At 57.1% G+C, this 25,876-nt stretch carries 31 protein-coding genes and 1 pseudogene; 17 read left to right on the top strand and 15 right to left on the bottom strand.

Annotated elements, in window-relative coordinates; genetic code table 11:
- Positions 1-49 precede the first annotated feature (49 nt).
- The 3 genes from folP to RZ517_RS12920 form a co-directional block, all read right to left on the bottom strand.
- Positions 50-1,054, bottom strand: a complete 1,005-nt coding sequence (gene folP / locus RZ517_RS12930) for a dihydropteroate synthase (protein ID WP_338548611.1) — start codon at positions 1,052-1,054, stop codon at positions 50-52.
- 17 nt (positions 1,055-1,071) lie between these two features.
- Positions 1,072-2,001, bottom strand: coding sequence for a dihydroneopterin aldolase (locus RZ517_RS12925; protein WP_338548610.1), 930 nt, complete (start codon positions 1,999-2,001; stop codon positions 1,072-1,074).
- A 245-nt stretch (positions 2,002-2,246) separates the two neighbouring features.
- On the bottom strand, positions 2,247-2,492 hold the full coding sequence (locus RZ517_RS12920; protein ID WP_338548609.1) for a YdcH family protein: 246 nt from the start codon (positions 2,490-2,492) through the stop codon (positions 2,247-2,249).
- A 145-nt stretch (positions 2,493-2,637) separates the two neighbouring features.
- Here RZ517_RS12920 and RZ517_RS12915 point away from each other — a divergent pair, with 145 nt between their 5' ends.
- Entirely contained in the window at positions 2,638-3,570 is a 933-nt protein-coding gene (locus RZ517_RS12915) for a hydrogen peroxide-inducible genes activator (RefSeq protein ID WP_338548608.1), read from the top strand.
- A 226-nt stretch (positions 3,571-3,796) separates the two neighbouring features.
- On the opposite strand, the gene RZ517_RS12910 is transcribed toward RZ517_RS12915, so the two are convergent.
- Complete coding sequence (locus RZ517_RS12910) at positions 3,797-4,792, bottom strand: TraB/GumN family protein (protein ID WP_338548607.1); 996 nt, start codon at positions 4,790-4,792, stop codon at positions 3,797-3,799.
- A 205-nt stretch (positions 4,793-4,997) separates the two neighbouring features.
- On the opposite strand from RZ517_RS12910, the gene groES reads away from it, so the two are divergent.
- Positions 4,998-5,285, top strand: coding sequence for a co-chaperone GroES (gene groES, locus RZ517_RS12905; protein WP_317055748.1), 288 nt, complete (start codon positions 4,998-5,000; stop codon positions 5,283-5,285).
- A gap of 45 nt (positions 5,286-5,330) precedes the next feature.
- Positions 5,331-6,974 (top strand): chaperonin GroEL, encoded by a 1,644-nt coding sequence (gene groL, locus RZ517_RS12900; RefSeq protein WP_338548606.1) that lies wholly within the window; start codon positions 5,331-5,333, stop codon positions 6,972-6,974.
- Positions 6,975-7,541: 567 nt separating this feature from the next.
- Here the strand turns inward: groL and ctaD are convergent.
- Positions 7,542-9,215, bottom strand: coding sequence for a cytochrome c oxidase subunit I (gene ctaD, locus RZ517_RS12895; RefSeq protein WP_338548605.1), 1,674 nt, complete (start codon positions 9,213-9,215; stop codon positions 7,542-7,544).
- Between the two features lie 126 nt (positions 9,216-9,341).
- Between ctaD and RZ517_RS12890 the strand changes: the two genes are divergently transcribed.
- The 6 genes from RZ517_RS12890 to RZ517_RS12865 all read left to right on the top strand — a co-directional run bounded on the left by RZ517_RS12890 (position 9,342) and on the right by RZ517_RS12865 (position 13,196).
- The gene (locus tag RZ517_RS12890) at positions 9,342-9,644 is read left to right on the top strand and encodes a hypothetical protein (RefSeq protein WP_338548604.1); all 303 of its coding nucleotides are present in this window, start codon (positions 9,342-9,344) and stop codon (positions 9,642-9,644) included.
- Positions 9,645-9,690: 46 nt separating this feature from the next.
- Entirely contained in the window at positions 9,691-10,323 is a 633-nt protein-coding gene (locus RZ517_RS12885) for an ATP-dependent Clp protease proteolytic subunit (RefSeq protein ID WP_338548603.1), read from the top strand.
- A gap of 166 nt (positions 10,324-10,489) precedes the next feature.
- Positions 10,490-11,752, top strand: coding sequence for an ATP-dependent Clp protease ATP-binding subunit ClpX (gene clpX / locus RZ517_RS12880; RefSeq protein WP_338548602.1), 1,263 nt, complete (start codon positions 10,490-10,492; stop codon positions 11,750-11,752).
- Between the two features lie 185 nt (positions 11,753-11,937).
- A complete protein-coding gene (locus RZ517_RS12875) occupies positions 11,938-12,321 on the top strand; it encodes an NADH:ubiquinone oxidoreductase subunit NDUFA12 (RefSeq protein WP_317057627.1) in 384 nt (127 codons plus the stop codon).
- A gap of 54 nt (positions 12,322-12,375) precedes the next feature.
- The gene (gene mlaD, locus RZ517_RS12870) at positions 12,376-12,837 is read left to right on the top strand and encodes an outer membrane lipid asymmetry maintenance protein MlaD (protein ID WP_338548601.1); all 462 of its coding nucleotides are present in this window, start codon (positions 12,376-12,378) and stop codon (positions 12,835-12,837) included.
- Positions 12,834-13,196, top strand: coding sequence for a DUF2155 domain-containing protein (locus RZ517_RS12865; protein ID WP_338548600.1), 363 nt, complete (start codon positions 12,834-12,836; stop codon positions 13,194-13,196). The genes mlaD and RZ517_RS12865 overlap by 4 nt, the downstream gene beginning before the upstream one ends.
- 6 nt (positions 13,197-13,202) lie before the next feature.
- On the opposite strand, the gene aat is transcribed toward RZ517_RS12865, so the two are convergent.
- The 3 genes and pseudogenes from aat to accB all read right to left on the bottom strand — a co-directional run bounded on the left by aat (position 13,203) and on the right by accB (position 15,840).
- Entirely contained in the window at positions 13,203-13,820 is a 618-nt protein-coding gene (gene aat / locus RZ517_RS12860; RefSeq protein ID WP_338548599.1) for a leucyl/phenylalanyl-tRNA--protein transferase, read from the bottom strand.
- A 163-nt stretch (positions 13,821-13,983) separates the two neighbouring features.
- Positions 13,984-15,332: pseudogene (gene accC, locus RZ517_RS12855) on the bottom strand (acetyl-CoA carboxylase biotin carboxylase subunit).
- A 7-nt stretch (positions 15,333-15,339) separates the two neighbouring features.
- Entirely contained in the window at positions 15,340-15,840 is a 501-nt protein-coding gene (accB, locus tag RZ517_RS12850) for an acetyl-CoA carboxylase biotin carboxyl carrier protein (protein ID WP_338548598.1), read from the bottom strand.
- Between the two features lie 220 nt (positions 15,841-16,060).
- Here accB and RZ517_RS12845 point away from each other — a divergent pair, with 220 nt between their 5' ends.
- Positions 16,061-17,578, top strand: coding sequence for a class I adenylate-forming enzyme family protein (locus RZ517_RS12845; RefSeq protein ID WP_422395540.1), 1,518 nt, complete (start codon positions 16,061-16,063; stop codon positions 17,576-17,578).
- 29 nt (positions 17,579-17,607) lie between these two features.
- Here RZ517_RS12845 and RZ517_RS12840 read toward each other — a convergent pair whose 3' ends face one another.
- Both RZ517_RS12840 and RZ517_RS12835 read right to left on the bottom strand, forming a co-directional pair.
- Complete coding sequence (locus RZ517_RS12840; protein ID WP_338548597.1) at positions 17,608-18,021, bottom strand: hypothetical protein; 414 nt, start codon at positions 18,019-18,021, stop codon at positions 17,608-17,610.
- Positions 18,022-18,055: 34 nt separating this feature from the next.
- A complete protein-coding gene (locus RZ517_RS12835; protein WP_338548596.1) occupies positions 18,056-19,258 on the bottom strand; it encodes a pyridoxal phosphate-dependent aminotransferase in 1,203 nt (400 codons plus the stop codon).
- Between the two features lie 114 nt (positions 19,259-19,372).
- On the opposite strand from RZ517_RS12835, the gene RZ517_RS12830 reads away from it, so the two are divergent.
- The 3 genes from RZ517_RS12830 to RZ517_RS12820 all read left to right on the top strand — a co-directional run bounded on the left by RZ517_RS12830 (position 19,373) and on the right by RZ517_RS12820 (position 20,623).
- Positions 19,373-19,777: a helix-turn-helix domain-containing protein gene (locus RZ517_RS12830; protein WP_338548595.1), complete on the top strand. Its 405-nt coding sequence runs from the start codon at positions 19,373-19,375 to the stop codon at positions 19,775-19,777.
- A complete protein-coding gene (locus RZ517_RS12825; protein WP_422395539.1) occupies positions 19,770-20,042 on the top strand; it encodes a succinate dehydrogenase assembly factor 2 in 273 nt (90 codons plus the stop codon). Before RZ517_RS12830 ends, RZ517_RS12825 begins: the two co-directional genes overlap by 8 nt.
- A gap of 80 nt (positions 20,043-20,122) precedes the next feature.
- The gene (locus tag RZ517_RS12820; protein ID WP_338548594.1) at positions 20,123-20,623 is read left to right on the top strand and encodes a MarR family winged helix-turn-helix transcriptional regulator; all 501 of its coding nucleotides are present in this window, start codon (positions 20,123-20,125) and stop codon (positions 20,621-20,623) included.
- A gap of 28 nt (positions 20,624-20,651) precedes the next feature.
- Here RZ517_RS12820 and RZ517_RS12815 read toward each other — a convergent pair whose 3' ends face one another.
- From RZ517_RS12815 to RZ517_RS12800, 4 genes are read right to left on the bottom strand one after another with little or no spacing between them, the layout of a single operon-like run.
- On the bottom strand, positions 20,652-21,374 hold the full coding sequence (locus RZ517_RS12815; protein WP_338548593.1) for a DUF1194 domain-containing protein: 723 nt from the start codon (positions 21,372-21,374) through the stop codon (positions 20,652-20,654).
- Positions 21,371-22,048, bottom strand: coding sequence for a DUF1194 domain-containing protein (locus RZ517_RS12810; RefSeq protein WP_338548592.1), 678 nt, complete (start codon positions 22,046-22,048; stop codon positions 21,371-21,373). The genes RZ517_RS12815 and RZ517_RS12810 overlap by 4 nt, the downstream gene beginning before the upstream one ends.
- A gap of 38 nt (positions 22,049-22,086) precedes the next feature.
- Entirely contained in the window at positions 22,087-22,698 is a 612-nt protein-coding gene (locus RZ517_RS12805) for a DUF1287 domain-containing protein (protein ID WP_338548591.1), read from the bottom strand.
- Positions 22,698-23,126 (bottom strand): VOC family protein, encoded by a 429-nt coding sequence (locus RZ517_RS12800; RefSeq protein WP_338548590.1) that lies wholly within the window; start codon positions 23,124-23,126, stop codon positions 22,698-22,700. Before RZ517_RS12800 ends, RZ517_RS12805 begins: the two co-directional genes overlap by 1 nt.
- 229 nt (positions 23,127-23,355) lie before the next feature.
- Here RZ517_RS12800 and RZ517_RS12795 point away from each other — a divergent pair, with 229 nt between their 5' ends.
- Positions 23,356-24,177 (top strand): thymidylate synthase, encoded by an 822-nt coding sequence (locus RZ517_RS12795; RefSeq protein ID WP_338548589.1) that lies wholly within the window; start codon positions 23,356-23,358, stop codon positions 24,175-24,177.
- Complete coding sequence (locus tag RZ517_RS12790; RefSeq protein ID WP_338548588.1) at positions 24,177-24,665, top strand: dihydrofolate reductase; 489 nt, start codon at positions 24,177-24,179, stop codon at positions 24,663-24,665. The genes RZ517_RS12795 and RZ517_RS12790 overlap by 1 nt, the downstream gene beginning before the upstream one ends.
- 77 nt (positions 24,666-24,742) lie before the next feature.
- Here RZ517_RS12790 and RZ517_RS12785 read toward each other — a convergent pair whose 3' ends face one another.
- On the bottom strand, positions 24,743-24,949 hold the full coding sequence (locus tag RZ517_RS12785) for a cold-shock protein (RefSeq protein WP_317057644.1): 207 nt from the start codon (positions 24,947-24,949) through the stop codon (positions 24,743-24,745).
- A gap of 194 nt (positions 24,950-25,143) precedes the next feature.
- Here RZ517_RS12785 and RZ517_RS12780 point away from each other — a divergent pair, with 194 nt between their 5' ends.
- On the top strand, positions 25,144-25,455 hold the full coding sequence (locus tag RZ517_RS12780) for an arsenate reductase family protein (RefSeq protein WP_338548587.1): 312 nt from the start codon (positions 25,144-25,146) through the stop codon (positions 25,453-25,455).
- Between the two features lie 48 nt (positions 25,456-25,503).
- Entirely contained in the window at positions 25,504-25,872 is a 369-nt protein-coding gene (locus RZ517_RS12775) for a hypothetical protein (protein ID WP_338548585.1), read from the top strand.
- Positions 25,873-25,876 lie beyond the last annotated feature (4 nt).

The following is a 25,876-nucleotide window of genomic DNA, read 5'->3' as shown; positions in this document are numbered from 1 at the left end:
ATTGAGTATTTTCAGAACAGTGAAACAGCTTTCATCGTTCCTGAAATACTCAAATCACCCGGGTGGTCGCTGTCCACAGCCTAAGAGCCTCGGCGGTTTCGGTGACATCATGCACGCGGTGAAGCTGGATGCCCTGTGCGACGCCGGCCAATGTAACGGCCAATGAACCGGCCTGGCGGGATCCTGCATCTTCCGTACCACCGATGGTGCCGATGAACCGCTTGCGCGACGCACCCAGCAGGATGGGGCAGCCCAAGCCGTGAAAAAGTGACAGGTTTTGCAGCAATGTGAGGTTGTGTTCCAGTGTTTTTCCAAACCCGATGCCAGGGTCCACAATGATGTGCGTCCGTGGGATGCCAATCGCCATCAGCGTCTCGATACGGGCGTTCAGGTAGTCATAGACATCCAGCGCCACATTGTCGTAGCGCGGATCCTTTTGCATGATGTCGGGTGTGCCCTGGGCATGCATCACGCACACGGGCAGGTCAGCCTCAGCACAAAAAGGCGCAAGGTTCGCATCAAAAGTGAACCCTGCCACGTCATTCACAAGAGATGCGCCAGCAGCATGTGCCGCGCGCGCCACCTCGGTTTTGCGTGTGTCGATTGAAATTGGAATTCTGCTTTCCGAGCGCAGGGCCTCGATCACTGGGGCTGTGCGGCGGATTTCCTCGTCTAAGGAAACTTCTTTGGCGCCTGGGCGAGTGGATTCACCGCCGATATCAATGATGTCAGCCCCATGACGGATCATCTCTCGTGCATGACTGAGGGCCGCGTCCCGATCATTGTGTTTACCCCCGTCGGAAAAGCTGTCTGGTGTAACGTTGAGGATGCCCATGAGGCGCGGGGCATCAAAGCCCAGCCCGGCGATGGGCAGGCGCGGCGCGCTGAGGCGCTTGGCAACATCGCGCGGCAAGTCATAGGCCTGTATGGTGTGTGACGGGTCTTCCCGGCTGATGACCTCAACCGCATCAAACCAGCACCAGCCCCCGGCCAATGGCAGGGCTGTTTTGGGGCGTGCGTGATCACATTGGGGCAGAGGGCGGTAGTAGCGCATCGGCTTGGTCTTCGGAGTCATAACCCGGATTGCGCGATATCCTGCACCAGAACCGGCACGGGGGAGCGTTCGGGCGGGGCCTCTCCGATCAAGAGCAGGTCAGAGGCGTCCATATGCCCGGCAAACCAAGCCGCGAGGGCAACCGGATCATCGGGGCCGGTCTTGGGGCCGTCGACAGCATCCAGCACGATCTTGGACGGGGCCCAGACGCTGATCTGATCATTCTTCATCGCCCAGTCGAGCTCGGTTCGAGTGTTGACCACGACGCAGCGATCATCCCGCCCGGCCAGCATCCAGGCGTTTTGCTCCAGCGCCAGGAGGTCCACGCGCCGCTGGGTCATCTTGTGACCGGTTTTGGGACTGGGCACTTCGGCATGGCCCACGCAGAGGATCACAGGTTCCGCGCGGGCTTCCAGCTGATCCAGCCAGCGGGCGAGGTTGGGCGAGCGAATGGCCTGATTTGAGAGATAGACCACATGCGGATGCGGTGTGATGTCGGGAAGGTGGCCCACCGGTTTGGTGGCCAGATCGGCGACTGAGCGTACGATCTCAACACCTAAAGCGCCGGGACCACGATCCAGCTTTTCGATCCGCACAAAGGTGCGCACGGCCTGGGGTTCCAGCAGGATGCGTTCGGCAATACGCTCGGCGAGAGTTTCCAGCAGGTTCAGGCGCTCGGCCGCCAGTTCGGCGGCAATGGCCTCGGTCACGCGGTCATAGCTGAGGATGCGATCCACATCGTCGTCAATGGCAACATCCAACGGGCGCACTTCGACCACCACGTTGAAAGACACACGTTGCGTGATGCCGCGTTCGGCCTGAAACGCGCCAATCTCAACCTCAACCACGTGATCGCGCACGGAAATGCGATCCAGTGGGCCGTCGGGCGCTGTGGCATCGGCACGGGCAGACGGGTGCTCAAAAGCAAGGCGGATTTCGTTCGACATGAGGGCGATCCTCGGGACACTGTTTGGCCCGGGAATAGCATGGCCCGTTATGTGAGCGAAAGGCGGAATGCGACAGTCAGGCAAGCGGGTCCGCCAAGTGTCATTTGCAAGAGGAAGTTCGGATCCAGGCCCGATACCCCGGATCCGAACCTCTTGGCACCGCCGCCGCGGTGCAGCGTGTCAGGTCCGCATCTCCCCTGCTTGGACCCGATACGACAGGAGTTCCTGTGAGTGGGCGCGCCGCGCTACCCCGAGTGGAATTGCGTTTGCCAGCAGTGCTTGGTTTTCTTCGCATGCAGGCGCGCCAAAAGGCTCTGGGTCATGCGGATGGCGTCGCGCAGGCCCAGTTTTTCCTGTTTGAGCTGTTTGATCTGAGTGAAATCCGGCGCCTTGTGAGATTGCGCAGTGGAAATGCGGTCATCCAGTTCGCGGTGACGGCGACGTAACGTGTCTATGCGGGTCTGGAGAGACTTGGGTGAGACTTTTCTCATCTGAGTTGGGACCTCTGTCCTGTTGGAGTAATACACTGAGGATCATATGGGTGCGCAATAATCACAAAAAATCCTATTGAACCTGAAATTTTGATTTGAAAAACCTATCTAATGGTGAGGCAGGCCAAGGAAAGGGTGCAGTTTCATGTTGGAGCAGGTGACATTGCGACAGTTGCGCTATTTTGCAGCGCTGGCAGAGACCGGACATTACAGAAAAGCAGCGGAGCGATCAGGGATCAGCCAGCCATCGCTCAGCCAGCAGATTGTCAATCTGGAGGCGGCGCTTGGGCTTGATCTGGTTGAGCGCGGTCGTCGGGGGGCTGTTCTGACACCGGGCGGGCGCGAAGTGCTGTCGCTGGCGCGCAAGGTGCTGGATGATGTTGATGCCATGCACGTTCTGGCGCGCGACGCGCGTGAAGGGGTGGGTGGCACGATCCGGCTTGGTTCAACCCCAACATTGGGGCCGTATTTTTTGCCCTATCTGACGCGCCGATTGCGACAGGCTTATCCAACTCTCAAAGTGATCATCCGGGATGCCGCCCCAGTGGTGCTGCAGGAGGAACTGGTGGCTGGGGTGCATGACATCATCCTCACCCAGCTTCCCGTGCAATCCGGGGATTTGCAGGTGGAGCGTTTGTTCCGCGAACCTCTCAAGCTGGCCGTGGCGCAGGATCATCCGCTTGCGCAGCAGACGCAGGTGCGTGGTGCAGATTTGGCGGGGCAGGACATACTGACATTGTCGCGGTCTTATGTGCTGCACAATCAGATTGTATCGCTTTGCGAAGAAGTGGGGGCGCATGTGCGCCAAGAATATGAAGGCACGAGCCTGGATGCGCTCCGCCAGATGACGGTGCTCAATATGGGTATGAGTTTTCTGCCAGCACTATACGTGCGTTCGGAAGTGGCACCCGATAGCAGAGACGTGGCCATCCTTTCTTTTCGCAACGACCTGTTCACGCGTTCCATCGGAGTGGTATGGCGCAAGCGCGCGGCCCACCGTCAGGTGGTGGCACGGATCGCCGCGGCGGCTCGCGAGGTGGCGCTGGAACGGTTCAAAGGCTTGGTTTTGGTTGAGTGACGTTCGCTGCACGGGCACGTCCCAATTTCCGAAAATTTCTGTTTTCTCTCCCGCAAACGAACTGCGGCCACCTGTCTCACAAACCTGGTTAAAGAAAATTCGAACAAGTGGCGCTGAAACCGGGGGTTAGGCACCTCATATATCGCACTGCGTTCGTCCAAAAGCTGTGGTCCAGGTTTTTGGTCGAACGCTTTGACCAACTATCTAACGCCCACCCAACCTGGCTTCACATCTCCAGCCGCTCGATGGCAAAGCCTTCCTGCTCTAGCATCCATAGGACACCGATCTCTCCGGGCAAGTGGCCGGCTCCAAAGGCGACGAACACCTGTTCGCCGGGCATGGTATTGGCCACAAGTGTGTCGACCCATTTGCGGTTGCGGTCTTCGAGCAGAAGCTCGGTGAATCGGGCAAAGTCCGCCTCGGCGGTGGGGCCGCCATATTTGAGCGATACCGCTTTGGAGAAGGCCCATGTAAGGCCGATCTCTTCGGCCAGATACCGTTCGCGGATGGTGTAGGACATGTCATCGACATTCCCAGGCCAGGCCAGCGTAAGGCGGATAAGGTTGAGTTGCTGTTCAAGCGGGTCCTCATCGAGCATCTTCAGAAGGGCAACAAAGTCGTCCAGTGATTGGCTGCCTGTCCCTTGAGCTTCTGCGTATTCGCCCACCAGAACGTCGATGCCGCGATCCTCAAGTGCGCCGGAGCGCGCCTCGCACGGGCCGATGCCTAGCATCATCGTGGCCCAAAAGGGCTTGAACTTGGCTGCCATGAAGCCGGGAATGTTGCGCTCGCGCATGGCCTCGGAAAAGGCTTTCCAGTCTTCCTCACCCAAAAGGTCCACCAATGTCGGCCCTTCGGTGATGAACATCAGCGCCGGATCGCTGGCCATTTCGCGTTCCATCTTGCTCTGATCCGCGTTGGATATTTCCAGATAGACCGTATCGGCGGCCTCAATCATGGGTTTCAGCCGCTCCAGATGTGCATCGGTCTGGGCATGGCGGAAATGGTAAGTGCCAAAGAACTCGATCACTATATCGCCCTTGGTGGCGCGCCATAAAAGCCCCTCGGCGTAAGGTTCTCGCGCGACGTCATCCAGCAGGGCCTGACGCTCTTGCGATGGCATCAGGTCGATCAGGTCCTCACCGCCGCAGACATCCTGCGCCAGGGCTGTGATCGGTAAAACCCCAAAGACAAAAGCCAAAATTGCCCAAAAGCGCCGCATCGCTTTATCCTTTGTTTTTATGGTTTTGTTAACCTATGCGCTTGGATCGAATACCGCAATCTAAGGGCGCAAAAAATTCCTGGCTGAGATGTTGACTCGGAAAGAATTGATCCTTAGCTATGCGCCGTTGGCACTCATCTGAGGTGAGTGCTAACGAGGTCATGAGACCTAAAGGGAGTAACTTTGAGCCAAGGAGCCAAAGAAGATGGCATTTAAACCGCTACATGACCGCGTGCTTGTGCGTCGCGTTGAGAGCGAAGAGAAAACCTCTGGTGGTCTGATCATTCCAGACAGCGCCAAGGAAAAACCAAGTGAAGGCGAAGTTGTTGCCTGTGGCGACGGCGCGCGCAAGGACAACGGTGAACTGATCGATATGGCTGTCAAAGCCGGCGATCGCATCCTGTTCGGCAAATGGTCGGGCACCGAGATCACCATCGACGGCGAAGAGCTGTTGATCATGAAAGAAAGCGACATCCTGGGCGTTCAGGCCTAATCGCTTCGCAACAACATTCTTAAAGACCAGTCAGGAGAGACTCATATGTCTGCCAAGGACGTGAAATTTGATACAGATGCCCGCAACAAAATGCTGCGCGGCGTCAACATTCTGGCCGATGCGGTCAAAGTGACCCTCGGCCCCAAAGGCCGCAACGTGGTTCTGGACAAATCCTTCGGCGCACCGCGCATCACCAAAGACGGTGTGTCGGTTGCCAAGGAAATCGAGCTGGAAGACAAGTTCGAGAACATGGGCGCGCAAATGGTGAAAGAAGTCGCCAGCCGCACCAATGACGAAGCCGGTGACGGCACGACAACTGCGACTGTTCTGGCGCAAGCCATCGTTAAAGAAGGCATGAAAGCCGTGGCCGCGGGCATGAACCCGATGGACCTTAAGCGCGGCATCGACCTGGCCACGTCGAAAGTGGTTGAGTCGATCAAAAACGCATCTCGCGAAGTCAAAGACAGCGAAGAAGTCTCGCAAGTCGGCACCATCTCGGCCAACGGTGAAGCTGAAATCGGTCAGCAAATTGCTGGTGCGATGCAAAAGGTTGGCAACGAAGGTGTCATCACTGTTGAGGAAAACAAAGGTCTGGAAACCGAGACCGATGTTGTCGAAGGTATGCAGTTTGACCGTGGCTACCTGTCACCATACTTCGTGACCAACGCTGACAAGATGACAGCAGAACTCGAAGACTGCATGATCCTGCTGCACGAGAAGAAACTCTCGTCGCTGCAGCCGATGGTGCCACTCCTTGAGTCGGTCATTCAGTCGCAAAAGCCTCTGCTGATCATTGCGGAAGACGTGGAAGGCGAAGCGCTGGCAACCCTCGTGGTCAACAAACTTCGCGGCGGCCTGAAAATCGCTGCTGTCAAGGCCCCTGGTTTCGGCGACCGCCGCAAAGCCATGCTGCAGGACATCGCGATCCTGACAGGTGGTCAGGTCATCTCCGAAGATCTGGGCATGAAGCTTGAGAATGTCACAATGGATATGCTCGGCTCGGCCAAGAAAGTGCAGATCACCAAGGACGAGACAACCGTTGTCGACGGTGCTGGCGAGAAAGCCGAAATCGAAGCCCGGGTATCCCAGATCCGTGGCCAGATCGAAGAAACCACGTCTGACTACGACCGTGAAAAGCTGCAAGAGCGTGTTGCGAAACTCGCAGGCGGCGTGGCTGTTATCCGCGTGGGCGGCATGACCGAGGTCGAAGTGAAAGAGCGCAAAGACCGTGTCGATGACGCCCTGAACGCGACCCGTGCGGCCGTGCAAGAAGGCATCGTTGTTGGCGGTGGGGTGGCTCTGGTTCAAGCCGCCAAGAAGCTTGAAGGCGTCGAAGGTGCCAACAGCGACCAGAACAACGGTATCGCAATCGTGCGCAAGGCACTTGAAGCACCTCTGCGTCAGATCGCCGAGAACTCTGGTGTGGACGGCTCCGTCGTTGCGGGCAAGATCCGCGAATCCAGCGACGACTCGTTCGGCTTCAATGCGCAAACCGAGGAATATGGTGACATGTTCAAGTTCGGCGTGATTGACCCGGCCAAAGTTGTGCGCACAGCTCTGGAAGACGCAGCCTCAATCGCGGGTCTGCTGATCACTACTGAAGCCATGGTCGCCGACAAGCCTGCCAAAGAGGGCGCTGGCGCTGGTGGCGGCATGCCCGACATGGGCGGCATGGGCGGCATGATGTAAGCCACTCGGCACGTTGCATGAGATTGAGGGGCCGCCTTCGGGCGGTCCCTTTTTTTGTTGGGGACATTGGATTGCAAAAAATGCCATCGCCAGGCACCCTCCAACATCGTCACTTTTTAAAAAGTATGAGAGGTGCTGTGACCAGGGCAGGGACAACCCAAGACGTGGGCCAAAACCGCAATTGCAGAATCGAAGGCGATCCGAATGCCAATCCTCATTTTTGTCGAAGCTGACTGCGTGAGATGCACCGGGGTATGGATGCGTCAGGTTTCCCCATCGGACAATGCTTTCCCGGTATTGGTTGTGCTCTCACCGCTCATTCTCTTCGTCGGTTGCCCATGGGCTTAGGTGAACTTGTTCAAACCGAACCTTAAAGGCGCGATTGCAGACCACAACTTGGGGTTTTTGACGTGGTCTATGGGCGCGTTTTCTGGGTTTCGCCCTGGCAAGACGCGTGTTGCACACTGTACCCGCGCAAGGAGCATGTGCGGAATGACACGGCGACACAACCAACGAAAAAGGCCCCCGAACTGTACGGGGGCCTTGCTTACCTTTGTCACGCCGCTTTTAGTGCGCTGGTTGTTTGTCCCAGTCTTCCTGCTTGGGCAGGATCTCGAACGTGTGCTCCGGCGGAGGGGACGGCAGGGTCCATTCCAGCGTGTCTGCATATTCGTTCCACGGATTGTTTTCCGTTACCCGCGCGCCCCGGAAGAGCGAGTAGGCGATCACACCGAAGAAGAAGATGAAGCTGGCAAAGGACAGGAACGCGCCGATCGAAGACCAGTAGTTCCAGAGCGCAAACGCCTCTGGATAGTCGATGTAGCGGCGCGGCATGCCCTGACGTCCCAGGAAGTGTTGCGGGAAGAAGGTCAGGTTTGCCCCGATGAACATCGCCCAGAAGTGCAGCTTGCCCGCCCATTCGGGATACATCCGGCCTGTCATCTTGGGGAAGTAGAAGTAGATGCCGGCAAAGATGGCAAACACAGCCCCAAGGCTCATCACATAGTGGAAATGCGCCACGACATAGTAAGTGTCATGATAGGCTCTGTCGATGCCAGCCTGTGACAGTACGATGCCGGTCACACCACCCACGGTGAAGAGGAAGAGGAACCCAAACGCCCAGAGCATGGGGGTTTTGAATTCTATCGATCCTTGCCACATGGTGGCGATCCAGCTGAACACCTTCACGCCCGTTGGCACCGCGATGACCATTGTGGCCAACATGAAGTAGGACTGCTGTGTCAGTGACATGCCCACTGTGTACATGTGGTGCGCCCAGACAACGAAGCCCAAGGCCCCAATAGCGATGAGCGCCCAGACCATAGGCAGGTAGCCGAACACAGGTTTGCGCGCGAAGGTCGCAATCACGTGGCTGATGATGCCAAAGCCCGGCAGGATGATGATGTACACTTCCGGATGGCCAAAGAACCATAGGATGTGTTGGTAAAGGACAGGGTCTCCACCGCCGGCCGGATCAAAGAAGGTGGTGCCGAAGTTCCGGTCCGTGAGAAGCATCGTGATGGCGCCCGCCAGGACCGGCAGCGAAAGCAGGATCAGCCAGGCAGTGACGAAGATTGACCATGAGAAGAGCGGCACCTTGAAAAGCGTCATGCCCGGTGCCCGCATGTTCAGGAAGGTGGTGATCATGTTGATCGCGCCCAGGATCGAGCTTGCGCCCGAGACGTGCACAGCAAAGATCGCCAGGTCCATCGACATGCCTTGCTCGGTGGTCGAGAGCGGCGGGTAGAGCACCCAGCCCACGCCAGACCCCAGTTGGCCATTGCCCCCTGGTGCCAAAAGCGAGGCAACGCCCAGAGATGTACCTGTCACATAGAGCCAAAAGCTGAGGTTGTTCATGCGCGGGAACGCCATGTCCGGCGCGCCGATCTGCAGTGGCATGAAGTAATTGCCGAAGCCGCCGAAGAGGGCGGGGATCACGACAAAGAACATCATGAGGACACCGTGATAGGTGATCATAACGTTCCACAGATGCCCGTTTGGCGTACATTCGCCTGCGGCAGCCGCCGTAAAGCGCGCGCCTTCCAGACACATGTACTGAACACCCGGCTCCATCAGTTCGAGCCGCATGTAGACGGTAAAGGCCACCGAGATCAGGCCGACAAATGCCGACACGACAAGGTAGAGGATACCGATATCTTTATGGTTGGTGGACATGAACCAGCGGGTGAAAAACCCGCGATTGTCTTCGTGTCCGTGCCCGTGAATGGCTGCGTCTGCCATCTAGGTGCCTCCTGTTGGTCAAAATATGGGGACACCTCAGTTTGCCCCATCTGAAAGACTCAAGGGCGTGGGTCGTGTCCCGCAACACGTGATGTTTCTAGAATGTCACGCGGCCGGGAGCAATGCATGAGTTTGATTTGGCACAAAGATTTCTACGGAGGTCCAAAGCGCTGGTGGCATGGTTGCGTCAGGGGAGTGTTGGTTAATGGAAAATTATTAAATTCAACGCTTTATGCTGCGGAAATCGAGGATTTGCGTCACTTGACAGGAGGGATCGAGGGTGAAATGCGTCGCGTTTTCAGGTTGAGGCGCGACATACTGGCGCGCCGGGTTGAAAAACACCGCGTCAAGTATGGCTTTTTGGGCTCTGCAGGAATTTACTCAAGCGCCCTTGCAGCCCCTTATGGGGGCCACTACAGTTTTGAATGAGAGCGGCGCTCAAAGGGCCGCGCGACACATATCAGGCAGGCACATCATGCAAGATCCCATCGACACTTATATGAACACACTGGTCCCCATGGTTGTGGAACAGACCAGCCGGGGCGAGCGCGCCTATGACATTTTTTCCAGACTGCTCAAAGAGCGGATCATTTTCCTCAACGGACCGGTGCACGACGGCATGTCGAGCCTCATCGTGGCGCAGCTTCTGCACTTGGAGGCTGAGAACCCGTCCAAAGAAATTTCCATGTATATCAATAGCCCAGGCGGCGTTGTTACATCAGGTTTGTCAATTTATGACACGATGCAATACATACGCCCCAAGGTCAGCACACTTGTCATCGGCCAAGCCGCGAGCATGGGCAGCCTGCTTTTGACGGCGGGCGAGGCTGGCATGCGGTTTTCGCTGCCAAATTCTCGAATCATGGTGCATCAGCCTTCTGGTGGATACCAGGGGCAAGCAACCGACATCATGATTCACGCAGAAGAAACGCTGAAACTGAAACGGCGCCTTAACGAAATTTATGTCAAACATACCGGACAATCACTGAAGAAAGTCGAAGAGGCGCTTGAGCGTGACAACTTCATGGCTCCCGAAGACGCCAAGGCATGGGGGCTTATCGATGAGATCGTTGAAAATCGCGCCAAGGGTGAGGACGAAGACGGGTGATGTTGCATGCGAATTAAGCGTTGTGGTGCTCTTGCACCTGTCTTAAGCTGCGCGGCATAATTTAGGGACGCCGGTCTTCACAGGGGGACGGTCTTGGGTAAAAGTGGTACTGCGTGGTTCGACGCGGGATCAGGGCGAAAATTTTGAGGCCCGAAAGGTACGAGAGATGGCAAACAGTTCTGGCGGCGACAGTAAAAACACCTTGTATTGCAGCTTTTGCGGCAAGAGCCAGCACGAGGTGCGCAAGCTGATTGCAGGTCCAACAGTGTTCATCTGCGACGAATGCGTCGAACTTTGTATGGACATCATTCGTGAAGAGACCAAGACAGCCGGTTTGAAATCTTCCGACGGTGTGCCGACCCCGCGAGAGATCTGCGACGTGCTTGACGATTATGTGATCGGACAGGCGATGGCCAAACGGGTTCTGTCGGTCGCGGTGCACAATCACTACAAGCGACTTAATCATTCGGGCAAGAATGACATTGAGTTGCAGAAGTCGAACATTCTTCTGATCGGACCCACAGGCTGCGGTAAGACACTTCTGGCGCAGACATTGGCGCGTATTCTGGATGTGCCGTTCACAATGGCCGATGCCACGACGCTAACTGAGGCGGGCTATGTGGGTGAGGACGTCGAGAACATCATCCTGAAACTTCTGCAGGCCAGCGAATACAACGTCGAACGTGCTCAGCGCGGCATTGTCTATATCGACGAGGTCGACAAGATCACGCGCAAATCCGAAAACCCCTCGATCACACGCGATGTGTCAGGCGAAGGTGTGCAGCAGGCGCTGCTGAAATTGATGGAAGGGACTGTTGCGGCGGTGCCCCCGCAAGGCGGGCGCAAACATCCGCAGCAGGAATTCCTGCAGGTGGATACGACGAATATTCTTTTCATCTGCGGCGGGGCCTTTGCCGGTCTCGACAAAATCATCAGCCAACGTGGCAAGGGTTCTGCCATGGGTTTCGGGGCCGATGTGCGTGATGTGGATGATCGCAATGTGGGCGAAGTGTTCAAGGATCTTGAGCCAGAGGACCTGCTGAAATTCGGTCTGATCCCGGAATTTGTCGGCCGTCTGCCGGTGATCGCGACACTGGAAGATCTGGATGAAGACGCGCTTGTTACGATCCTGACACAGCCCAAGAATGCGCTGGTCAAACAGTATCAGCGTTTGTTCGAGCTTGAGACAGTGCAGCTGAGCTTTACCGACGATGCATTGGTGGCCATCGCCAAACGCGCGATTGAGCGTAAAACCGGTGCTCGCGGGTTGCGCTCTATTCTGGAAGACATCCTGCTTGATACGATGTTTGACCTGCCAGGTCTTGAGAATGTCGAGGAAGTGGTTGTCAACGAAGAGGCCGTGACGTCTGAGACGGCACCGTTGATGGTGCATGCGGATTCCAAAAAGGAAGAAGCCAGCGCGAGCTGACTTTTCTTTTCCCAAACCGAAATTTCAGATGAGCAAGAAAATTCGGAACTTCTTGCGCGGTTCACTCAAAGAAAATGCACGCATGCGAAAGTTTAGCCATGTTGCCCATCGCTGCGGCATTGCGTGGGCTGGACCTCGGACGCTATCTGCGGCATATCTGGAATAGGGAAAACCGGAGGGACTCCATGGGTCTTCTGACAACGCTTCTTCGATCTGTGACCTGGTGGAACGGTGCCACGCTGAACACGCTTATTCACACGCGCCGCAAGGGCGTGAAAGTGGGTGAGGATGATCAGGGCAATATCTTTTACCGGGATCGGGAGAACAAGCGGCGCTGGGTGATTTTCAACGGTGAGGCTGAGGCGAGCCGTGTGAGCCCGGACTGGCATGGCTGGTTGCATCATACTTATGCCGAGCCGCCGACCGAAGCACCGTTGCCGCGGAAGACCTGGGAAAAACCGCATGAGGAAAATCTGACGGGGACGGCCCTGGCCTATGCGCCAGCGGGATCGATCCGACGCGGAGATCCCGAAGACCGACGCGACTATGAGGCGTGGTCGCCAGAATAAGTGGGTGTTCGATGGTCGAACGCCAGATAAAAGCAGTGAGGCCGGGGTGACCCGATGAGCAATGAAAACCTGACAGAGGTCGCCGTGGGCGGCGTCGTGCTTGCGGTGGCCGCGGGCTTTTTGTTTTACGCAGGTCAAGTGACCGGTTTTTCGGCAGCCCCGAGCGAATATGCTCTGACCGCAAGCTTTCGCAGCGCGGATGGCGTGGATGTGGGCACGGATGTCCGGCTGGCCGGTGTCAAAGTGGGGCGCGTGACCGAGCTAGAGCTTGATCCGGAAACGTACCGCGCGCGCGCGGTGATCAGTGTCCGTGAAGATATCGAAGTGCCCGACGACAGTGCTCTCGCGATCAGTTCCGAGGGGCTGTTGGGCGGGAATTTCGTCGAAGTTCTTCCCGGAGGATCGCCGTTTTACTTTGCCGCCGGGGACGAGATCGAGTTCACCCAAGGGTCCATCAGCCTGATTTCCCTGCTGACCAAATTTGTCGCAGGGAGCGATGAGGACAATGGTGAATGAGACGTGCGGGCCTTTGGACGTTGTGTGCGATGCTGAGTACACCGGTCTTGGCTCAGGAACAAGTTGAGCCTGGAACAGGTGTTGTTTTGCGCTGGCTTGATAAGATCAACGGCGTCACTCAAGACATTGAGATGGCCAACGCCACATCGCACCAGCAAAGCTCGCTTCGGATTGAGTTGGGTGAATGCCGTCATCCAGTGGGCAACCCGGCGGGGGATGCCTATGCGTTTCTGACGATCCACGCGGAAAATGACACCAAACCGGTGTTTTCGGGATGGATGATTGCGTCGTCACCGGCGCTCAATCCGATGGAGCATCCGCGTTATGACGTGTGGGTGCTGCGGTGTTTGACGCAATAATACAGACTAAAGCGTGGAAGCCAGAGGGTGCGCCAGGATATCGGCGTTTACGTCCAATGCGTCGCTCAGATGCGATCTGTAGGTCGCTCGACTAATCTCGATGGCACCCAGCCGGGCCAGATGAGGGGTGAGGAACTGTGTGTCGAACAGAGTAAAGCCACAGCGACGCAGGTGATTGACGAGATGCGCCAGCGCCAGCTTTGAGGCATCTGTGCGTCGCGAAAACATGCTTTCGCCAAAAAACGCGCCCCCAAGGGTGACACCATAGACACCACCGGACAGGGCCTCGTCTTGCCAGATTTCAAGAGAGTGAGCGTGCCCAAGCCTAAACAGGTTTGAATAGAGTGCCTGAATTTCGTGGCTGATCCAGGTGTTTGGGCGATCTGCACAGGCTTCGAGCACGCCTTGGAAATCCTGATTCAGGCTGACGCTATATTCTGCGCGCCTGATGCGCCTGGCCAACGAGCGGGAGGTGTGAAACCCATCGAGCGGCAGCACACCACGACGGCTGGGATCCACCCAGAAAAGCTCATCATGGTCGCGGGATTCCGCCATGGGAAAGATGCCGGTCGCATAAGCGCGCAGCAGTATTTCCGGGACGAGACCGTCTCCGTTCTGGGCCATGAGCACATGTCCCTGTGTAGCTAAAAAAGTGGGGCGATGCCCCGTGGTGCGTGACAATGATGCTAGGCTGTTCGATGAAATAATCAAAGAACGCACTTCGGTGGCGACAAAAAAAGAGGCGTTTGTGGCTCACCTGATTGCTGATAAGGGAATCTGAAGAGGCTCAGTCCTGCAGGTTGGTTTCTAACCAGTGTTCCAACCAGTGAATATTGTACGATCCATCCAGAACGTCATTTTCCTGCAAAAGCGCATGGAAGAGCGGCACGGTGGTCTCGACACCGTCGACGATCAGTTCCCCAAAGCGCGGTCCAGACGCGCCAGTGCAGAGGCGCGGTCGGGCCCGTGCACGATCAGCTTGGCAATCAGGCTGTCGTAATAGGGTGGGATCGTGTAGCCGTCATAAAGGGCGGAATCCATACGCACGCCCAACCCGCCGGGTGCGTGAAACTGGCTGATTGTGCCAGGGCGCGGGGCAAACTCGGGAAGTTTTTCGGCGTTGATGCGCACTTCAATAGCGTGGCCATTGATGCTCAGGTCGTCCTGATTGAAAGACATCGGCAGACCTGCGGCGACGCGGATTTGCTCGCGTACCAGATCGACACCGAAAATAGCCTCGGTGACGGGGTGTTCCACCTGCAGGCGCGTGTTCATTTCGATGAAATAGAATTCACCGTTCTCGTAAAGGAATTCGATTGTACCTGCGCCGGCATAGTCGATCTTGGCCACGGCATCGGCGCAGATCTTGCCAATGCGGGTGCGTTCCTCTTCGGAAATGCAGGGGCCGGGAGCCTCTTCGAGGACCTTCTGGTGGCGGCGCTGCAAGGAGCAGTCGCGCTCGCCCAGATGCACCGCCTTGCCCTTGCCATCGCCAAAGACCTGAATCTCGATGTGGCGCGGCGTGGTGAGGTATTTTTCGATATAGACCTCGTCATTGCCAAAAGCGGCTTTGGCCTCTGACCGGGCGGTTTGAAACGCCATGTCGATGTCATCGGCGGTTTGCGCCACTTTCATGCCACGCCCGCCGCCACCTGCCGTGGCCTTGACGATCACCGGATAGCCGATGTCTTTGCACAGCGCGCGTGCTGTCTCCAAGTCTGGCACACCGCCGTCAGATCCCGGAACGCAAGGCACGCCCAGCTCTTTCATTGTGTCTTTGGCGGTGATCTTGTCGCCCATGACCTGAATATGCTTGGCGGTTGGGCCGATGAACGTGAGGTCGTGGTCCTCGACGATCTGCACGAAATTAGCGTTTTCCGACAAGAACCCATAGCCAGGGTGAATGGCCTGTGCGCCGGTCACTTCGCAGGCGGCGATGATCGCGGGGATTGAGAGATAACTGTCCGTGCCTGGCGGAGGGCCAATACAAACACTTTCATCGGCCATGCGCACATGCATGGCATCAGTATCAGCCGTGGAATGCACAGCGACGGTTTTTATGCCCATCTCACGTGCAGCGCGGATCACGCGGAGCGCGATCTCGCCACGGTTGGCCACAAGGATTTTGTCGAACATGTCCGGCCTACTCGATGATCATGAGGGGCGTGCCAAATTCGATGGCCGCGCCGTCTTCAACCAGAATGCGTTTGACGGTGCCCCCGCGGGGGGCAGGGATGTGGTTCATGGTCTTCATCGCTTCGACGATGAGAAGCGTGTCGCCCTCTGACACTTGATCGCCTACGGACACAAAGGCCGGAGAGCCGGGTTCGGCCTGCATGTAAACGGTGCCGACCATGGGCGAGGTCACGGCGCCGGGATGACTTGCGGGATCTTCAGCCTGGCTCGCCTCTGCTGCGGGCGCGGCGGCGGCTGGTGCCGGGGCGGCTGGCGCGGCTGCAGGGGCTGCAACCGGCGCGGCAGCCACTTGCGCCACGACTTTTTGTTTGCGGCTGACGCGGACATTGAGGGCATCATCGGCGCCGTAATCACGCTTGACCTCAAGCTCTGTCAGGTCGTTGTCTTGAAGCACTTCTGCCAGGGCCTTGATAAAGGCGACATCCGCCTCGTGCGATTTATTCGGCATCCTGTATCCTCGAACCTTGCATGTTTGCCCTGTCCCCAAGGCTTTGCGTCTTTTTTGGGCGCTTATAGGGGATGCGTCATCCCTTGAAAAGCGCGGAATTGCCTAGGAATTTGGCGCATTTGCCGCCCGATTGCGAGGGGGAATTCCAAAAAAGGTGACGCTACGTCCACTTTACGCGGTTTGCGCCTGATTTTACCTGAGAATTCGCAAGTGAGATGGATTGCCGGAGGACGCTTCAGGTGATTTTGTGACCTTGGAGGGCACGTTCATGAATATTGCGGGCTGGCTGGAAGATCAGGCAAAGGCGCGGGGTGCGGCCCCGGCGATCTTTTATGGACATGATATGGTCAGTGACTATGTCGGGTTTCGTGATCGGGCGGCACGCATGGCCGGGGCATTTTTGGCGCGAGGCCTGAAACCTGGTGATCGGGTGGCGATATTTATGAGCAATCATCCCGATTACCTCATTTCGCTCTTCGGCATCTGGTATGCGGGGCTGGTGGCGGTACCGATCAATGCGCGGCTGCATGGCAAAGAGGCGGCTTGGATTTTGGACAACGCCGGGGCTGAACTGTGTGTGTCGACGGGCGCGCAGGCGGAGGCTCTGCACGATGCTGTGGATGTGGTTGATCCCAGCAGGCTTGATAGTGCGCCAATCTCGGACGTTGCAGCGCGCGCTTCAGGTGATTTAGCCTGGCTGTTTTACACCTCCGGCACAACAGGACGACCCAAAGGGGTGCAGATCACCCACGGTATGTTGCAGGTGATGACCGAGAGCTATCTGGTCTCGGTCGATGAGGTCACGCCGGACGATACCACACTTTATGCCGCGCCGATGAGCCACGGCGCGGGGCTATATGCGTTGGTGCATGTGCTCAAAGGCGCGCGGCATGTGGTGCAGGTGTCTGGCGGGTTTGATCCGGAGGAGCTGCTTGATCTGGCGGTGCATTATGACAGGCTGCACTTCTTTGCGGCGCCAACGATGCTCACTCGCCTGACGGCTTGGGCGCAAGAGGCGGGACGCAATGGCCAAGGGTTGCGCAGCGTCGTGCTCGGGGGTGCACCGCTCTATGAGGTGGATTTGCGCGCCGCGCTTGCGCAGTTTGGGCCTGTGTTTCTGCAAATCTACGGGCAGGGTGAGGCACCGATGGGGATCACCGCGCTTGGTCGGGAAGATATTGTGGCGGGGCGGAAACTTACCACAGTGGGGCAAGCTCAGAGCGGCGTTTCTCTCAGGATTACAAATGGTTCTGGCGCAATATTGAAGTCCGGTCAGATTGGTGAGGTTGAGGTGCGAGGTGACCTGGTGATGCCGGGGTATTGGCAAAACCCCACGGCAACGGCCGAGACGCTGCGCGATGGGTGGTTGCGCACGGGCGATATGGGGCATCTGGATGATGAGGGGTATCTGACGCTGGTGGATCGTTCCAAGGATATGATCATTTCTGGCGGGCAGAATATCTATCCACGCGAGGTAGAGGAGGTGCTTTTGGCCCATCCTGACGTCATTGAGGCCTCGGTGATCGGGCGTCCCTCTGAGCAATGGGGTGAAGAGGTGGTGGCCTTTGTCGTGGCGCATAGAAAGGGCTTGAATGAGGCGACGCTTGATGCCCATTGCCTTGCAAATATCGCGCGGTTCAAGCGACCCAAGGCCTATGTTTTTGTCGAGGATATACCGAAGAATAACTACGGGAAAGTGCTCAAAACCGCACTTCGAGACCGTCTTTCAAGCGATTGATTTAAAATGATTTAGTGAGGTTACAGACTTTAGTCTTCATCATCCCTAGCCAACAGCCGATCCGCCTTTTTGCGCACCAGAACCGAGCGCAGGTCGTGCATGGCCAGTAAAAGCGCATCTGTGACCTGTTCGAGATCTTCATCACTGGCGCGCGACTGGGCCCAATGGGTGGTGGTGTTGAGGTAATCCACTGCGCGATGGATATCGTCGATGTCGCGCCTGGCCAATAACGCACTGCGCTCGTCCATCCAGGTCTGGATGGCGCTCAGATCCTCTTCGCTTAGTTCCCGATCACCATGTGGTTTGATCTGACCATTGCGGATGTTGACCACCGCAATCTGGTCCATCTCAATGCGGCGCTGACGGTTTTCGGTGTCTACGCGAAAGACGAAGGCGCCGTTGTCGCGGACACGGAAGTAATAGTCTGGAAGCTCGCCGCTCACATTTGGCTCCGAAATCAGATTGTTAGATCAAGGCTTAGCGCAGTTTGCTGCAAAAGTCCTGTATCCGGGTGCAGGCCTCTTTCAACGCTTCATCCGATGTGGCGTAGCTGACACGGAAATTGGGTGACAGACCAAAGGCCGCGCCAAAGACCACGGCAACGCCGGTCTCATCCAGAAGGGCGGTGGCAAAGGCCTCGTCATTTTCTATCTTCACGCCTTTGGCAGAGGTTTTGCCAATCAAACCGGCGATCGAAGGATAGACGTAGAAGGCCCCGTCAGGTGTGGGGCAGGTGACACCGTCAATCTCATTCAGCATGCCAACCACGAGATCCCGGCGGCGCACGAACATCTCGTTATGTGGCGCAATAAAGTACTGCGTGCCGTTAAGCGCTTCGACGGCGGCCCATTGGCTGACAGAGCAGGGGTTGGAGGTCGATTGCGACTGGATCTTTCGCATGCCCCCGATGAGAACCTCGGGACCTGCCGCATAGCCGATGCGCCAGCCGGTCATGGCATAGGCCTTGGAGACGCCGTTGCAAGTCAAAGTACGGTCATAGAGCCCGGGTTCCACTTGTGCAGGCGTACAGAATTTGAAGTCGCCATAGGCGAGGTGCTCATACATGTCATCGGTCATCACCCATACATGCGGGTGGCGCATCAGCACATCGGTGAGCGCCCTGAGCTCGTCCCAGGCATAGCCCGCCCCGGTGGGGTTGGAGGGAGAATTGAAGATAAACCAGCGGGTTTTCGGCGTGATCGCCGCTTCCAATGCCTCGGGGCTGAGTTTGAATCCGGTCTCAATCCCGGCCTCGACGATCACCGGCGTGCCGCCCGCGAGGAGGACCATATCGGGATAGCTCACCCAATAAGGCGCTGGAATGATCACCTCATCGCCGGGGTTCAGCGTGGCCATCAGGGCGTTGTAAAGGATTTGTTTACCACCTGAGCCAATACTCACCTGTGAGGGAGTGTAGTTGAGATCATTGTCACGCTTGAACTTGTCACAGACGGCCTGCTTCAGCTCCGGAATGCCATCGGGCGCAGTGTACCGCGTTTTGCCCTCTTCGATGGCGCGAATGCCTGCGGCGCGGATGTTTTCCGGCGTGGGGAAATCCGGCTCCCCTGCGCTCAGGCCGATGACGTCTTCGCCAGCGGCCTTTTTCTCCATCGCCAGGGCCGAGATGGCCATGGTGGGCGAGGGTTTCACGCGTGAAAGTGTCGCGGAAAGAGGATTCATGTCGCGCTCCAGGTGGAATTGGGTCTTCGGCTGTCTTAGTAAGAGCGCGGATTGGGTTCAAGACAACATTGCGGGTTACGTGCAAGCAAGACCCTGGAGCCTGGAGAGTGAAACATGAACGCACCGAGCAAAGACGACTGGTATAACCCCGAAGCGACGACATTTGGGGATCGTGTGGCAGGCGCCCGCGAGGTGGCCGGCATGACGCAGGAAGAATTGGCGCGACGTCTGGGGATCAAGCTCAAGACGCTGCGCGCTTGGGAAGATGATCTGAATGAGCCACGCGCCAACAAGCTTTCGATGCTCGCGGGGGTTCTGAACGTGTCTTTGCTGTGGCTGATCAGCGGGGAAGGCGATGCGCCGGATGGCCCGGATGAGCGCAACGGCGGCAACCCTGATGTGGCCAATATTCTGCAGGACATGCGCGACCTGCGCGCGCAGATCACCGCGTCTGCGGACCGGCTTGCGATGCTGGAGCGCAGCTTACGGTCCTCTGTGCGAGAGCAGCCGGTTGAGTGAAGACGGTCACACCCGTTTGAAACGGCTGCACATGCGCTCAATGCGACGCGGCACCAAGGAAATGGATATTCTTCTGATGCGCTTTGCCGAGGCGCATCTCGCAGGGATGAGCGCGAAAGAGCTTGATCTCTATGAGGCGCTTTTGGAAGAAAACGATCAGGATCTCTATATCTGGATCAGCGGACAGGATCATGCGCCGGAGAAGTTCAGGAGCATCATCTCGCGTATTTTAGAGAGCAGCGCGCCCAAGTCTGCGGCATTTTAGACGTTATTGCGCGTATTTAACTGAATATTGGGCATTTTCCGCCAAACCCATCGCCGAGCAGTATCGCACGGAGATGTATAATGAGTTTTCAGTCAAACATGCCCTCGCAGATGACGGGCGACGGGTTTTTCACAAACTACCTTGATGCGCTGGCGCTGGTCGAGCGGTTGCACCGGCTTTTGCTGGACGTGATCAAGGATGAATTTGAGCGCGTGGGTATCCTTGATATCAACGCGGTCCAGGCGCTGTTGTTGTTCAACATCAGCGACAATGAAGTGACCGCCGGTGAGCTTAAGTCGCGCGGGTATTATCAGGGCAGCAATGTCAGCTACAACCTCAAGAAGCTGGTCGACACCGGCTATATGCACCACCAGCGCTGTGAGATTGACCGCCGCTCGGTGCGCGTGCGCCTGACCGAAAAGGGGCGCGGCATTCGGGACGTGGTGGCAGCGCTCTTTGAGCGTCATGCGGAGGGGTTGGAGAGCAAAGGCGTGATTGGCCATGATGGGATCGACACGATCACGTCATCGCTGCGCCGGGTGGAACGCTACTGGGCCGATCAGATTCGGTACATTTACTGAGACTGAGGCAGGTTTCAGCGCTGTGCATTCACTTTGTGGGGCGCAACAAAGATAGGTTCGGGAGGCGTAACTCCCGGATCAGTTTGCGGCGCATGGCCTCGGCAAAGTCCTTATGTTTGTCGGAGCTTTCAACAAAGGCGCCGGGACCGCGTAGAACAAACTCGCTGTAGTAGGTGAGCAGGGATTTGACGTTGTTCAGGTTCTTGGTGGTGTTGGCGCGAGATTTGGGGCCGATAACCAGACCGTTGATTGTCATCTCGCCCAGCATCTCTTCGGTGATGGCCTGCGGGTGCGCCCCAACATTCGCAGGACCGTCACCTGAAATGTCCAACGTCTTTTTCCAACACTCGGACTGTTGCGCCAACTGGCTTGCGCCGAACAACATGGCGGCTGCGATGGCGGTGGTGGCGTCGTTGGTGAAGCGCTGGTTCGTGCTGAGCAAATTCGCGGCGATCTGATCAAGTTCTGCGCCGTAGCGGATTGTGGTCCAGGGGGTGATGATCCTCTGGTTAGAAAGCCCACTCCATTCGTAGATCATCAACCGCACGGGCCTTTCTGGCAGGGCAAGAAACGCCGCGCGCACGTCATCTGAGGTCAGAGCGGTTGCAAGCCCGTCAAGTTGTAATCGGTATTCACGCGCATCTACAGAGCCCGAGACATCAAGGCCGAGGGCAAGCGCTTGACGGCACTGGGCTTGCGCCGCTGAAGTGGCCAAAAGTACGGCGAGGGCAAAGAGCGTTGTTCGGATCATCCCGGCTCTTGCAGCGACGGGGCGCTTCCCAGGACGATGTCGTTGATCTCGCGGTAGAGTTTTTTGGTCATCGCCTCTCGGAATTCTTCAAACCCGTTGGCCACGACCAGAAATGCACCCGGTCCATGCAGGACCTCTGTGCCGTAATATGCCAGCACATTGGCGTCCTCGCCGAGAATGACCAAGCCGTTCACAGTCACGTCTTTTAACGGGAAATGCTTATACGCTTCACGTGGACCATATCGGTAGTTGTTCACACCGTCGCCTGAGACATCAATCACCTTGCGCGTACATCTCGGCGCGCGCTGCAAGAGTGAGGCGCCAAAACCAAGGGCCGGGCCCATGGAGGTGGGAAAGTCGTCATGGCTGCGCCGCATATCAGCCAAGGTGGCCACGGCGGCTGTGATCGCGCCCTCGCTGTCAAGGATGGTCCAGTCCAGCTGCAGTTTGTGCTGGTAAAACCCGCTCCATTCATAAACCGCGAGCGCCACGGTTCCGGGCGCGCCATGCAGAATCGCGTGGCGCACTTCATCGGCGTCCAGAGCAGCGGCAAGGCCAACGCGCTGCAGGTCGTATTCCCGCTGATCGACAGACGACGACACATCGACAGCCAGCACCAGAGCGAGGCGGCAGCTTTGCGCTGCGGCGCTAATAGGCAGGCAAAAAAGGGTCAAGCAGAGCGCACAAATGCTGATTTGACGCCCCATCACCATCACTCGGACAGGCGGCGCAACTGCGTGCGCGCGGCATCGTCCAACCGGGCCCGCATGACCATCTGGTGAACGAACAGAATGTCTTCGGTGCGCGTGCCCTGACCAATATTGTGGGTGATGAGGGGGCGTGTTCCATCTGTCGTCCGCTGGGTGCTGACGATCCCGATATGCGGAAGGTTGGACCCCACCAGCCGCCAGCTGACGATGTCGCCGGGGGCAAAGTCATCCGGATCGTCACTTGGCGGACGCGCTGCGCCAATCCGTTGGAGTAAGGTCTCAAGGTTAGGCACGCGGCGGTGGTCAATATTGCGGTCCGTGGTGCTCAGGCCCCAGATCGTGGGGTACGCCGAGAAGGCCGCCTTCATGTCCCGGTTCACAGCGACTTGCAGGTCGATGTCATGCGCATCACGCAGGGCGCGGATCACAACATCGGTACACACGCCGCGATCACGCGGGATGTCCCCGCCGGGGAACGAGAGGCCCTGATAGGACGGGTCGTAGAACACGGTCACGCCGACCTGTTCTGCCGCCGCATCGGCCAGTGGATCGGCCTGTATCGGCGAAGTCGAAATCGCAAGCGCCGCCACGGTCCATATCAGACCTGCACGCATCACCAATGCCCTGTGTTTTCCATACTCGCCCAAGGCTCAGCTGGGGGTAGGGCATCACCGGCCTGCAAAAGCTCAATCGAGATATTGTCGGGGCTGCGCACAAAGGCCATATGCCCGTCGCGCGGCGGGCGGTTGATGGTCACGCCATTGTCCATCAGGTGCTGGCAGGTTTCGTAAATATTATCGACACGGTAGGCGAGGTGCCCGAAATGACGGCTGTCCGAGGGCAGGGCATCATCGCCATCCCAGTTGTAAGTGAGCTCAACAGGGCACTCTTCCTGCCCTTCAGGCGCCAGGAAGATAAGCGAAAACCGCCCGCCTTCGTTGTCATAACGGCGGGTCTCTTGGAGGCCCAGAAGTTTGTAGAATGCCAACGACTCATCGAGGTCTTTGACCCGGACCATAGTATGCAGGTATTTCAGACCCATACGCATCTCCCTGAAATTTGTTTTGCGTTGTCCAAGAGGTAGCGGATTTGGGGGGTGAGTCCAGCGACAGATTCGTGAACAACCGGTCTGACCAGACCAACTGAATTCAGCGCGGGTTCCCTTACTCGCACCTGATATTGAGGTTTCAGCGATCTGCGCGGCCATATATAGTCGGTATCGACTCGGCCTGTGGTTTTTTCAACAGGCTATCTTCGCCGGATGGAAACGCATGCAACAATATCATGACGCCTTGCAGCAGGTACTCGATAGGGGGCAGTCCTCCTCTGACCGGACGGGGACTGGCACGATTTCGGCCTTTGGATTGCAAGCACGTTATCCGCTGTCAGAAGGATTTCCTTTGGTCACAACCAAAAAGCTGCATTTGCGGTCGATCATTCATGAGCTTTTGTGGTTTCTCTCAGGCGACACGAATATCCGCTATCTGAAGGAGAACGGGGTTTCGATCTGGGATGAATGGGCTGACGAGGATGGTGATCTCGGTCCGGTTTACGGCCACCAATGGCGGCGGTTTCCCGCACTTGAGCCAACGGATGATCCCGAGCTGTTTCGCCGCCGTGAGATTGATCAGATCTCCAATTTGATGGAGATGATCAAGACCACTCCGGACAGCCGCCGTTTGATCGTGTCGGCGTGGAATCCCGGAGATGTGCCGGACATGGCCCTGCCACCTTGTCACACGCTGTGGCAGGTGCGGATCATCGGGTGCAAAATGCATTTGCAGCTCTACCAACGCTCGGCTGATATGTTCCTCGGCGTGCCGTTCAATATCGCTTCTTACGCGCTGCTTCTGGAGATGCTCGCGCATGTGACGGGGTACGAGGCGGGCGATTTCGTGCACACGATTGGGGATGCTCATATCTATTCGAACCATACCGAACAGGTGGCACTTCAACTGACGCGCACGCCAAAACCCTTGCCCAAGTTGCGGATCACGCGGGAGGTTCAATCCATCTTTGATTTCAAATTCGAGGATTTTGAGATCACAGGCTATGATCCCGATCCGCATATTTCCGCGCCGGTGGCGGTCTGATGATCTCTTTGATTGTTGCGCGCGACCGGAATGGGGCGATTGGCAGGGATGGTGATATTCCGTGGCATGTGCCCGAAGACCTGAAGTTTTTTCAACGCGAAACGATGGGCGGCGCGGTCATTATGGGGCGCAACACGTGGAACAGTTTGCCGCCGGTGGCACGACCTTTGAAAAACCGTTTGAATCTCGTGGTGTCGTCCGGCGCGCCTGAAGGGGCTGAGCATGTGTTGCCATCGATTGAAGCCGCGGTTGAGGCGGCCAAGGCTGCGGGGCATGCGCGCATTTATGGGATCGGTGGGGCAGGCATTTATCGTGCGCTGCTGCCCCTCGCACAGCGGCTTTTGATCACCGAGGTGGATTTGGATGTGGACGGGGCGGACACTTGGTTTCCAGCGGTTGAGATGGCAGACTGGTCCGAAACACTTCGCGTTGATCTGCGCTCAGAGGGTCCGAAATGTATTCTGGTGGAGTATATGCGCCGCGTCTGAGTTTCGACTTCGCGCGCTTGGTTCAGGCCGAGGGGGTTCAGCCTGATCCATTGTCGTATCGCTTTTTGGCCTCTGGCTCAGAGCGGCTTGATGTCTGACGCCATCTGCCGACCGTCGCGGCCTTCTTCAAGCTCGTAGCCAACCTTTTGATTGTCAGCCAGACCTGTCAGTCCGGATCGTTCCACCTGACTGATATGTACAAAGACGTCCTTGCCGCCTTCATCGGGCGCGATAAAACCGTACCCTTTTGTGGTATTGAACCATTTCACGGTGCCGGTTGGCATTCCGCTTCTCCTTCTTGACTTCCAATTCCCCGGAAAATGCCGGGCCATAACGTGATGCTGGCCCACGTTTATGTTGGGAAACGCCGGATTTGATCACAGGTAAAAAGATTGGGCATGGCTTGTAAAAAGCAAGTGAAACCGCCGTGATCGGGCGTTAAAGTCGCGGCAAGAGATTAAAATACAGGCAATCACCTATGATCCTATACGGTTTGAAATCTTGCGATACATGCCGCAAAGCATTGAAATCAATGCCGGATGCGCAGTTTCGGGATGTCCGCGAAGATGGTGTGCCGCAAGGCGTGCTGGAATCCGCCTATGCGGCTTTGGGTGATGCGCTGCTCAATACGCGCTCGACAACATGGCGCGCGCTTAATGAAGCTGAGCGTGTCGATACACCCCTTTCGCTCATTGCAAAACACCCAACTCTGATGAAGCGTCCTCTGATTGAAAAAGACGGGGAATTTTTTCTGGGTTGGAGCAAAGACGTGCAAGCGGCCTTGGTATGACATGCACTGTGGCATAGATCGGGTCCAGCAAATGAATGGAGACATGTGATGCGTAACGCGGCCCTGGTATTGGGGATTATCGGTGGGGTTCTGGCCCTGTTTGTCGGGTTTTTCAGCTTTGGGTACACCGAAGTGATACGCGAATATGGCGAGATTGAAGGCGTTGCCGAACAGGTAGACCGAGAGGGTTTGATCCGTGCAGTCAGTTTCCTAGCGCCAATTCTGGCCATCGCAGGCGGGGCTATGGCACGTGTCCGCGCGCTTTGGGGTGGGATCCTCATGCTGCTTTCAGCGGCCCTGATGGGCTATGCGTTTGGATTTGGTGTCTTCACCATGTTCCCCATTGGCTTCACCGCGCTGGGCGGGCTCTTGGCCGTCGCGGCGGGAAAGCCGGACGAACCAAAAGCCCATTTCTAAGCAG

The sequence above is a fragment of the Roseovarius sp. S88 genome (assembly GCF_037023735.1).
Lineage (GTDB): Bacteria > Pseudomonadota > Alphaproteobacteria > Rhodobacterales > Rhodobacteraceae > Roseovarius > Roseovarius phycicola.
The sequence above is the reverse complement of the archived record's forward strand: the minus strand, read 5'-3'. Positions and strand labels throughout refer to the sequence as shown.